This is a genomic window from Solidesulfovibrio sp. C21 (genome assembly GCF_047785625.1).
Taxonomy (GTDB): Bacteria; Desulfobacterota; Desulfovibrionia; order Desulfovibrionales; family Desulfovibrionaceae; genus Solidesulfovibrio.
Genome location: NZ_JBLODY010000107.1, coordinates 1 through 9,838, shown reverse-complemented (window position 1 = coordinate 9,838; position 9,838 = coordinate 1). Strand labels below are relative to the sequence as shown.

General features: G+C 64.2%; 4 protein-coding genes. 3 read left to right on the top strand and 1 reads right to left on the bottom strand.

The genetic code is table 11. The annotated features are described in order from the left end of the window. Window positions 1-113: 113 nt before the first annotated feature. Window positions 114-1,286 (bottom strand): HD domain-containing protein, encoded by a 1,173-nt coding sequence (locus tag ACMZ6R_RS19015; protein WP_416114452.1) that lies wholly within the window; start codon window positions 1,284-1,286, stop codon window positions 114-116. Between the two features lie 61 nt (window positions 1,287-1,347). Between ACMZ6R_RS19015 and ACMZ6R_RS19010 the strand changes: the two genes are divergently transcribed. The 3 genes from ACMZ6R_RS19010 (at window position 1,348) to ACMZ6R_RS19000 (ending at window position 9,720) form a co-directional block, all read left to right on the top strand. Beyond that, on the top strand, window positions 1,348-2,298 hold the full coding sequence (locus tag ACMZ6R_RS19010) for a biotin--[acetyl-CoA-carboxylase] ligase (protein ID WP_416114450.1): 951 nt from the start codon (window positions 1,348-1,350) through the stop codon (window positions 2,296-2,298). 68 nt (window positions 2,299-2,366) lie between these two features. Then, window positions 2,367-6,062 carry a pyruvate carboxylase gene (locus tag ACMZ6R_RS19005; RefSeq protein WP_416114448.1) on the top strand — a complete coding sequence of 1,232 codons (3,696 nt, stop codon included), beginning with the start codon at window positions 2,367-2,369 and terminating at the stop codon, window positions 6,060-6,062. Window positions 6,063-6,135: 73 nt separating this feature from the next. Then, window positions 6,136-9,720 (top strand): PEP/pyruvate-binding domain-containing protein, encoded by a 3,585-nt coding sequence (locus ACMZ6R_RS19000; protein ID WP_416114446.1) that lies wholly within the window; start codon window positions 6,136-6,138, stop codon window positions 9,718-9,720. The last annotated feature ends 118 nt before the right edge of the window (window positions 9,721-9,838 follow it).

Here is a 9,838-nt window from a genome sequence, read left to right as displayed (position 1 = left end):
GGCTGCAAGCAGCCCTCGCTTTTTCATGGCGAAGAGCGGCCGAAAGTTTCGCCGCCCCGCTTACCCCTTGAAAAGTTTTGGGGAGGGGAGAGCGCGAGAGGGGGACCCTTTTTTCAAAAAGGGTCCCCCTCTCGCATTTCTTTATCCGACCTTTCTTCCCCGCGTTGCCGGTCCAGCTCGGCCAGCTTCTGGCAGCGCAGTTTGCGCAGCTTCTCGCCGGACACCGGGCCGCGCATGCGCTGTTTGCCGGGCAGGTGCACGGAGAGCATGAGGCGCAGGTCCCGCTGGGCCAGCGGCCAGACGTCCGTGCCGCAATCGGCGGCCACGACCTCGAAGAGCGGCTCGACCAGTTCGTGCTTGTGCAGCCAGGTCAGCATGTCCACCCGGGTGCCGGCCCGCAACTCCCCGTAGTGCGCCGCCTTCATGTGAAGTCTTGCCGCCGCCACGCCGGCCTCGCGCACCCGGTTGGGAAGCTTGAGCCGTTTGCCGAGTTCCTCGGCCACGTCGGCCCCGGCGTCGTCATGGCCATGGTGGCGCGGCCACTGGCTTTCCGGCGTCAGCGTCTTGCCCAGGTCGTGGCATACGGCCATCCAGCCGGCGATGGGCTTGCCGGCGAGAGTGTCGACCAGATCGCACAGGTGGGCGAACACGCTGCCGTCATGATGCTCGGGTGGTCCGGCCGGCACGTTTCGCGCGGCTTCGAGCTCGGGCATCCAGGGCAGCAGACAGCCGGTTTCGGCCAGCAGGTTGAAAAAGCGCGAGGGCTTGGCCGCGTCCAGGGCCTTGCGTACTTCCTGGGCCACGCGTTCGGCGAAAACGTCGTCAAGCGCCCCGCAGGCGGCCACGGCCCGCATCTGGGCGATCAGTTCCGGGTGGGGCGAAAAATCGGGCAACGAGGCCGCGAACCGGGCAGCCCGGAAGACGCGGAGCGGATCGTCGAACATGGACATCTCGCCGCACGGGCGCAGGATCCGGTCGCGCAGATCGGGCAGGGCCAGGGGATGGAAGTGCAGCCGGCCGGCGATATGGCTCGAATCGCCCATGGCGATGGCGTTTATGGTGAGGTCCCGGGCCAGCAGATCCTCATGGATATCCCCGCCGCGCGGCCAGGCGTACTGGGCGCTGCCGAGCATGAAAACCGGAAAGGTCTTGCCGACTTGCCGGGCTCTCCGATACCTTCGCATAAACGCCTCGGGCGTTGCGTCGACAATAAGGTAATCCTGATCCATCACAGGGCGGCCCAGCAGAATGTCGCGGACCGCGCCGCCTACGAGATACCGTTTCATGCATGACTCCGGTGCGGACATTGGCCCAAAAAGCCTGAAAAATCCAGGGGGCGAAGGCTCCATGCCGCAAAACCCCTTCTCGGGCGGGGGCATCTGGCTTTGGCGCGACGGCGCGCCGGAGCTGGCCGGAAAACTTTCTCCTGAAATTCTGGCAGGTTCCCATCCGCTGTGGGCCGCCGACATGGCGCGGCTGGCCCCGTGGCGCGAGGTTGCCCTCGGCCCGGAGTATGGCCCCGCCGCCGGCATGTGGCTCGTGGCCGAAGGGGACGCCGGCCAGGTGGCCGATGCCGTTTTGTGCGTGGGACGCTGCGACTCGAGCCTGGATGTGGCCCGCGTATTCGTCGCGGCCGGATTTTTACCGCCCTTTTCCTCGGTGCTGGCCCTCACCCAGACCAGCGGCCGGGGCCAGATGCGTCGGGGCTGGGTTTCCCCGCCGGGAAACCTCTATGCCGCGCTTTCCTGGCCTGCCGATACCGGCCCGCTCGGGAGCGCCGCGCCGGTGGTTGTCGGGGCCTGTCTGGCCGATGCGCTCTATGACAAGGGGCTCGCGGCCCGGGTCAAGTGGCCCAATGACCTGCTGGTGGGCGGTTGCAAGGTGGGCGGCATATTGCTCGAAGAGCAGGGCGGGGCGGTTGTGGCCGGCATCGGGATCAATCTGTCAAGTGCCCCGGAAGCGGCCTTTTTACGCCGGGAACATGCCGCCCCGGCGGCGGCGCTTGGCGCTTTTGGCGAGGTCCCCGGCGCTGTTACGCTGTGGGCCGAACTTGTGAAGTCCGGGCAAACCTGCTATCGGCAGTGCGTTGCGGTATCGGGCGCGCGGGAGTTGTCCCGCTTCCTGGAGGGCCGGCTGGCCTGGATGGGGCGGGAAGTACTCGTGCGTGAGAGCGATGCGGACGGTTTTCGGGCGCGGATCGTTGGTTTGACCGAGGACGGGGGGCTTCGGTTGCGGCGTGACGATCAGGGCCCCGGGCAGGATATGACGCTTCTAAGCGGGAGCATCTCCCTCCTTTGATAGCCGGCCCCCGCCGGAAAGTCACACGTGACAATAGGATTGGTCGCCCCCTGGGGTGAGAGGACAGCATGATCGCCAAGACGTTCCTTGAAGTCCTTTCCGAAGTGGAAGGGAAAAAGATTCTCGTCGCCAACCGGGGGATCTCCGCCCGGCGGGTGTTGCGTTCCATTCGCGAACGGCTCCACGCCATTCCGGTTTTGACCGTCACCGATGTGGACATGACGTCTCCGGCCACTGCCGGCGCTCACGAGCTCATCACGTTGGGGGCCGACCCACGGGCCTACCTCGATATCGACGGTGTCATCAAAAAAGCCAAGGCCCACGGCGTGGTAGCTATCCACCCCGGCTGGGGCTTCGCTTCGGAAGACGAGGAATTCCCGCGCAAATGCGCCGAGGCCGGCATCATTTTCATCGGCTCCTCGGCCGAGGCCATGAAAAAGCTCGGCAACAAGGTCGAGGTGCGCAAGATCGCCATGGATCTCGGCGTCCCGGTCGTGCCCGGCTCCGAGGGGTCGGTCTCCATCCCCCAGGCCCGCGAGATCGCGGCCAAGATCGGCTTTCCCATCATGCTCAAGGCCGAGGGCGGCGGCGGCGGCCGGGGCATCTACGAAATTTATTCCGAAGCCCAGCTCGAATCCGCTTTTTCCAAGGCCTCGGCCATGGCCCAGGCCTCGTTCGGCAATCCGCGCCTGTTCGTGGAAAAGCTGCTTACGTCCGTACGCCATATCGAAATCCAGGTGGCGGCCGACAAGCACGGCAATATCTTCGCCTTTGACGAGCGCGATTGCTCCGTGCAGCGCAACCACCAGAAACTCGTCGAGATCACGCCCTCGCCCTGGCGCGGCATGACCGACGAATTGCGCCAGCGCCTCAAGGACTACGCCGAGCGGCTGGTGCGCGAGACGGGCTATTATTCCCTGGCCACGGTGGAATTTTTGGTCGACGCCGACGGCGAACCGTATCTCATCGAGGTCAACACCCGGTTGCAGGTGGAGCATGGCATCACCGAGTGTCGCTATGGCGTCGATTTGGTGGAAGAGCAGATCAATATCGCCTTCGGCGGCAAGCTGCGCTTCAACTGCGGCGATACGCAACCGTTTCTGCACGCCATGCAGCTGCGCATCAACTGCGAGGACCCCAAGCAGAACTTCACGCCCAACGCCGGGCTCATCGCCCGCTACCTGTCCCCCGGCGGCCAGGGCATCCGCCTCGATTCCTGCCTGTCCGCCGGCTACGAGTTCCCCACCCAGTACGATTCGGCCGGGGCGCTCCTCATCGCCTATGGCCGCAATTGGCCCAAGGTGGTGGCGGTCATGGAGCGGGCGCTGCGCGAGTACATCATCGGCGGGCTCAAGACCACGATCCCGTTCCATCGCCAGATTTTGAGCAACCAGGATTTCGTCAAGGGCGACTTCGACACCAAGTTCATCGCCGCCAATCCGTACCTGCTCAATTACCGCGACGAAGAGCCCGAGGCGCTTCGCCTGTCGTGGCTGGTGGCCGACATCGCCGCCCGGGGCTACAACCCCCACGTCATGCTCGGCAAATACCGGGGACGCGAGGATTACCGCCTGGGCCGCTTCAGGCCCCACCTGCCCGAAGTCGATTTCCGCAAGCACGAAAGCCCCTATCCGCGCGGCGACCGCCAGGGCATCCTCGACTACGTGCGCGATTCCGGCAAGGTCCACTTCGTGGACACGACCACCCGCGACATCACCCAGTCCAACAGCGGCAACCGCTTCCGCCTGGCCGAGGACGAGATGGTCGGGCCCTATCTCGACAACTGTGGCTTTCTTTCCCTGGAAAACGGCGGCGGCGCGCACTTCCACGTGGCCATGATGGCCAACATGACCTACCCCTTCACCGAGGCGGCCCAGTGGAACCAGTTCGCGCCCAAGACCCTCAAGCAGCTGCTTATCCGCTCGACCAACGTGCTTGGCTACAAGCCCCAGCCGCGAAACCTCATGCGGCTGACCGGCGAGATGATCTGCGAGCACTACGACATTATCCGCTGCTTCGATTTCCTCAATCATATCGATAATATGTACCCGTTTGCCGAGGTGGCTCTGTCGCGCCCCGGCATCATCTTCGAGCCGGCCATCTCGTTCTCCTTCGCCAAGGGCTTCGACGTGCACCATTACATGGGCGTGCTCGAGGCCATCCTGGACCAGATCGCCAAGGCCGGCGGCATGACCAAGACCAAGGCGGCGAAAAGCATCATCCTGTGCCTCAAGGACATGGCCGGCATGTGCCCGCCGCGCTTCGTGCGGGAGATGGTGAAAGCCATCCGCAAGGCCTACCCGGAACTGGTGCTCGACTACCATCGCCACTACACGGACGGCCTTTTCGTGCCGGCGGTGGGGGCGGCGGCCGAGGCCGGCTGCCATATCGTGGACACGGCCATCGGCGCTTCCGTGCGCTGGTACGGCCAGGGCGAAGTCCTTTCCACCGCGGCCTACATCGAGGAAGATCTCGGCGTGCCCGTGGCCCTGAACAAGGACAACAGGGACATGATCCGGGCCGCCAACTTCGTGCTCAAGCAGATCATGCCCTACTACGACCGTTACACCGCCCCGTACTTCCAGGGCATCGACTACGACGTGGTCGAGCACGCCATGCCCGGCGGCGCCACGTCCTCGTCCCAGGAAGGGGCCATGAAGCAGGGCTACATCCATCTGCTTCCCTATATGCTCAAGTTCCTGGCCGGCACCCGCAAGATCGTGCGCTACCACGACGTCACCCCCGGCTCGCAAATCACCTGGAACACGGCCTTTCTGGCCGTGACCAGCGCCTATAAGGCCGGCGGCGAACGGGCGGTCAAGGACATGCTCGAAGTGCTTGAGGCCGTGGCCGAAACGCCGGAGGAATGCCTGACCCAGGCCGCCCGGCATGACCGGTTGCTTTTATACGCCAACTGCAACGACGCCTTCCGCAACCTGCTGCTCGGCAAGTTCGGCAAGATGCCTCTTGGCTTCCCGCCCGACTGGGTCTACGAAAGCGCTTTTGGCGCGGAGTGGAAGAAGGCCATCGCCGAGCGCACCGAGGAGTCGCCCCTGGACGCCCTGGGCGAAGTCGACATGGCGGCGGAGCGGGCGGCGCTCACCGGCCAGATCGGTCGCGAACCCACGGACGAGGAATTCGTGCTGTATCTGAACCATCCGGGCGATGCCTTAAAGACTATTGAATTTCGCAAGAAATTCGGCGATCCTAACAAACTTCCCCTGGACGTCTGGTTCGAGGGTCTCGAACCGGGCGAGGAACTGCTGTTTAGCGACAGCCAGGGCAAGCCGCATCATATGTCCATACTCAACATCTCGCGCCCCGATGAAGCCGGCACCGCCACTGTGCGCTACGCCCTGGATTCGGAAATCCTGAGCCACCGCGTGGCTGTGGCCGCGCCCCAGGGCGGCGCCGCGCCGCAGGTGGAGATGGCCGACCCGAACAATCCCTACCATGTGGGCGCGCCGGTCTCCGGCGATCTGTGGGTCATGCAGGTCAGTCCCAACGACTACGTCAAGGCCGGGGAAGAGCTTTTCAACATCTCGGTCATGAAGCAGGAGAAATCCGTGGCCGCCCCTCTGGACGCCACGGTCAAACGGGTGCTCAAAAGCGCCGATTACGCCAACGACCGCAAGATGGTCCCTGTCAAGGAAGGCGAGTTGCTGGTGGAACTGGGACCCGTCACCAAGGACTGCCCGTCGTGTCGGCAGCCCCTGCCCGACGAGCGTTTCAAGTTCTGCCCCAACTGCGGCCAAGAGGTGTGATCGCTGCCACGAACATGTTGACGGCGGCCGGCCGGACCGGCGCGCCGAGCCGGAAGATATCAAGGAGGGGAAAATGGCCCATACCAAAGCCAAAGACCAACCGCGCCAGGACGACGCCACGTCCGCCAAAAAGGAAGGCGCGGCCATCGATACCGCCACGACGATCATCCTCACGGGCGCCGACATTGTCGGCATGGGCGAGGATGCCGAGATTCTCGTCGGCGGCAAGAACTACAATACCGCCCTTATAAGCCAGATCGGAGGCATCCGCGCGCCCCAGTTTCGGGCCGTGTCCTCCGTGGCCTTCCACCGGGTGCTCGACGAGACCCGGGTCAACGCGGCGCTCATCCGCGAGGTGGTCAACGAAGGCTATCGCCGCGTCAACTGGAATGACGAAGATGTCAACAGTGACCCGGAATATATGAAGAACCTCGTGCGCGATCTGGCCGATGAGGCCAAGTCCAAGATCGCCGACGCCTCGGGTTCTTCCATCATGCTGCGCACGTTTATAAACAACGTGGTCGAGGGCTTCGCCACCTCTCCCGAAGGCATCGACCAACTGCGCAAACGCTCCGTGCTCGTCCAGGTCGCCATCCTCTCCGTGGACATGCCGGCCGAGGTCCGGGAAGCCGTCTCCAACGCCTACAACGACATCTGCCGCGACGCCGGTCTCGAGGATGTGCCCGTGGCCGTGCGTTCCTCGGCCGCCGGCGAGGACAGCCGCAAGAAGGCTTTCGCCGGCTTGCAGGACACCTATCTCAATATCGTCGGCGCCGCCCATGCGGTCACGGCCTATCAGTGGGACTGCGCCTCGGCCTATAACCTGCGCTCCATGACCTACCGCCGCGAGGCCATTCTCGACGCCGTGGCCCTGGCCGAGCGCACCGGCGACAATTCCATCGCCGAGACGGCCAAGCAGGAATGGGCCATCGAGAACACCTCGCTGTCCGTGTGCATCATGCGCATGATCAATCCCGTGATCTCCGGCACGGCCTTTGCCGCGGACACGGCCACCGGCTGCCGGGGCACCTCCCGAAACGACCTCGTCTCCATCGACGCCAGCTATGGCCTCGGCGAGGCCGTGGTCGGCGGCATGGTCACCCCGGACAAGCTCTATGTCTTTCAGCGGGACGACGGGTCCGAAGTCGTCATCCGCAACATGGGCTACAAGGACAAAAAGATCGTCTACGACGAGGCCGGCGGCACCAAGCTGGTCAAGGTCAGCGACGAGGAGGCCTACCGCTGGGCGCTGTCTCTGGCCCAGGCCGAGGAAGTGGCCCGGGGCGTGCGGGCGATCAGCGCCGCCTACGGTGGCTGCATCATGGACACCGAGTTCTGCATCGACCAGTCCGATCGCCTGTGGTTCGTCCAGGCCCGGCCCGAGACGCGCTGGAACGAGGAACTCGATCGCCATCCCCATACCATCTTCATGCGCCGCATGGAGGTGGAGAAAAAGGCCGTGGCCACGGCCGAGGTGATCCTCGAGGGCAACGGCGCTTCGCGCGGGGCCGGCCAGGGCATGGTCCGCTTTCTGCGTTCCGCCCTGGAACTCAACAAGATTCAGAAGGGCGACATCCTGGCCGCCGAGCGCACCGATCCGGACATGGTGCCGGGCATGCGCGTGGCCTCGGCCATCCTGGCCGATGCCGGCGGCGACACCAGCCACGCCGCCATCACCTCGCGTGAACTCGGCATCCCGGCCGTCATCGGCATCCAGCGCGCCGAGACCCTGCGCGCCCTCGACGGGCAGTACGTCACGGTCGACGGTTCGCGCGGCTGCGTCTACCGCGGGCTTTTGCCCCTGGAGGAAGTCGGTGGCGAGATGGACATCGCCAAGCTGCCGCCCACCAAGACCAAGGTCGGCTTGATCCTGGCCGACGTGGGACAGGCTCTTTTCCTGTCGCGGCTGCGCACCGTTTCCGATTTCGAGGTGGGGCTGCTTCGCGCCGAGTTCATGCTCGGCAACATCGGCGTCCATCCCCAGGCCCTCGAGGCCTACGACAACGGCACCCTGCCGGCGCTGATCGAAAGCAAGGTCAAGGAATTCGACGCCAAGCTGACCAAGATCGTGCGCGAGCAGCTGGCCGCCGGCTACATCAACGTTCAGATCAAGCTTCGCAGCTACGTGGGGCTCATCACCGGCCTGACCAGCGAGCTCGACGCCCTGGCCGACCATGCCGGCGCCCGGGGCACGGACGAGGTCATGGCCGTGCACCGTCGCATCCGCGAACTGGAGAAGAAGCTCGACCACCACCTGGAAGAGGTCACCCGCCGCCTGGACCTGCTCAAGACCTCGGCCGACCTCGCCACCCATGTGGCCATTGTGCTCGGCTACTGGGACGAGCTCCAGGAAAAGGCCGTCGATCCCGACGCGATCAAGCGCCGCTACGAGATCAAGGCGCATATCGACGATCGCGTGGCCGCCGTGGCCGAAGAGCCCATCATCAAGGATACCCTGGCCAAGATCGTGGCCATGCGCCAGGAAGTCGCGCGGCAAATCGGCATCAAGGGCCAGATCGACGACCTCACCGCGCTTTTGGCCAAGATTCGCAAGCAGCTCTTCTCCCGGGGCTTCCGCTCCGGCAAGGAACTCTACGTCCAGACCCTGTCCCAGGGGTTGGGGCTTTTCGCCATGGCCTTCCACGGCAAGCCCATCCTTTACCGGACCACGGATTTCAAGTCCAACGAGTACAGAAACCTGCTCGGCGGCAACCTGTTCGAGACCGTGGAGGACAACCCCATGCTCGGCTACCGGGGCGTGTCGCGCAACATCCACGACTGGGAGATCGAGTCGTTCAAGCTTGCCCGCGGCATCTTCGGCGGCAAGAACCTGCATATCATGCTGCCCTTCGTGCGCACCGTGGAGGAGGCCACCTCCATGAAGCGCTACCTGGAGCAGGTGCACAACCTCCATTCCGGCGACGACGGGCTCAAGATGTTCATCATGTCCGAGATCCCGAGCAATGCCATCCTGGCCAAGCAGTACATCCAGGAGTTCGACGGCTTCTCCATCGGCTCCAACGACATGACCCAGATGGTGCTCGGCACCGACCGCGACAACCCGGCCTTGCGCCACATCTATGACGAGGAGGACCCGGCCGTGGTCTGGGCGCTTCTGGTCACCATCTTCGCCGGCCAGAAATACGGCAAGAAGGTGGGCTTTTGCGGCCAGGGCGTTTCCAACAGCATCATCCTGCGCGGTTTGGTCGCCATCGCCGGCATCGTATGCGCCTCGGTCGTGCCCGACACCTACTACCGCACGAAGTTCGACCTGGCCCATGTGGAGTCCGAGGAAATCCCGGTCAGCCGGCTCGGCGAATGGCTGGGCACCCAGCACCTGGAACGCCTCAAGGCCGTCTTGATCGAGAACAAGTACGAGCACATCGTCAAGAAATACGACACCGCCGCCGACATCAAGGACTGGTACGACGGCGAAATGGCCAGACTCGCCGAACAGCTGCGCGAGAATCTGGAAAGCGCCAAGGCCCATTTCTACCATCAGGAGATGGAGAGCTTCCGGCGGTTGTTCCACAAGCCGGTGCTCTACGCCACCTGGGACTGGTCCGGCACGGTCTTCGACGCCCTGCGTCAGGCCGGGTTCGATTCCTACAAGGAACAGGCCGAGGCCCTGGCCACCCAGCGCGCCAAGAAGTGGTAGTAGGGTAGAGTAGGGTAGGAATAAAAGAAGGGGGGATGCCTCCGGCGGCCAGGGGGAAACTTTTTGAAAAAAGTTTCCCCCTGGACCCCCTTCAAAAACTTTAGCGGGGTTTTAGTTC

Excerpts from the sequence above, each read along its gene's own strand:
- ACMZ6R_RS19000 (WP_416114446.1), top strand. The coding sequence starts at position 6,136 with ATGGCCCATACCAAAGCCAAAGACCAACCGCGCCAGGACGACGCCACG.
- ACMZ6R_RS19005 (WP_416114448.1), top strand. The coding sequence starts at position 2,367 with ATGATCGCCAAGACGTTCCTTGAAGTCCTTTCCGAAGTGGAAGGGAAA.
- ACMZ6R_RS19015 (WP_416114452.1), bottom strand. The coding sequence starts at position 1,286 with ATGAAACGGTATCTCGTAGGCGGCGCGGTCCGCGACATTCTGCTGGGC.
- ACMZ6R_RS19010 (WP_416114450.1), top strand. The coding sequence starts at position 1,348 with ATGCCGCAAAACCCCTTCTCGGGCGGGGGCATCTGGCTTTGGCGCGAC.